The 651-nt window shown below is 61.0% G+C and carries 1 protein-coding gene; it reads left to right on the plus strand.

The features are described 5' to 3' along the window. Positions 1-651: IS630 family transposase (locus JKL46_RS35045; RefSeq protein WP_201843062.1), on the plus strand; the 651-nt coding region annotated here is incomplete at its 5' end.

The following is a 651-nucleotide window of genomic DNA, read 5'->3' on the forward strand; positions in this document are numbered from 1 at the left end:
TTCAAGCTGTCCACCGACACGCACTTTGTCGAGAAGGTTCAGGACGTGGTCGGCCTGTATCTGGATCCGCCGGACAAAGCCCTGGTTCTGGCGGTTGACGAGAAGAGCCAGATCCAGGCGCTCGACCGCACCCAGCCGGGCCTGCCGCTGAAGAAGGGCCGCGCCGGCACGATGACCCATGACTACAAGCGCCATGGCACCACGACCTTGTTTGCGGCTCTTGATGTGGCGACCGGCACGGTCCTGGGCACCTGCATGAAGCGGCATCGCCATCAGGAGTTTCTGCGCTTCCTGCGCGTCATCCATCGCACCACCGACAAGCGTCTCGACCTGCACCTGATCGTGGACAACTATGCCACCCACAAGCATCCGAAGGTGAAGGCTTGGCTAGCAAAGCATCCGCGCTTTCATCTGCACTTCACGCCGACCTCGGCCTCATGGCTCAACTTGGTCGAGCGCTTCTTTGCCCTGATCACGCAGGAGCGGATCCGGCGGGGCGCCTTCACGAGCGTGCCCGATCTGGAAAGCGCGATCATGGACTACCTGGAGCACCACAATGCGGATCCCAAACCCTTTGTCTGGACCGCCTCGGCCTCAGCTATCCTGCAAAAGGTCGCCCGTGCGAAACAAGCGTTAGAGTCACAACACTAG

Origin of the sequence: Microvirga zambiensis WSM3693, from assembly GCF_016735695.1 — a bacterium.
Classification (GTDB): domain Bacteria; phylum Pseudomonadota; class Alphaproteobacteria; order Rhizobiales; family Beijerinckiaceae; genus Microvirga; species Microvirga zambiensis.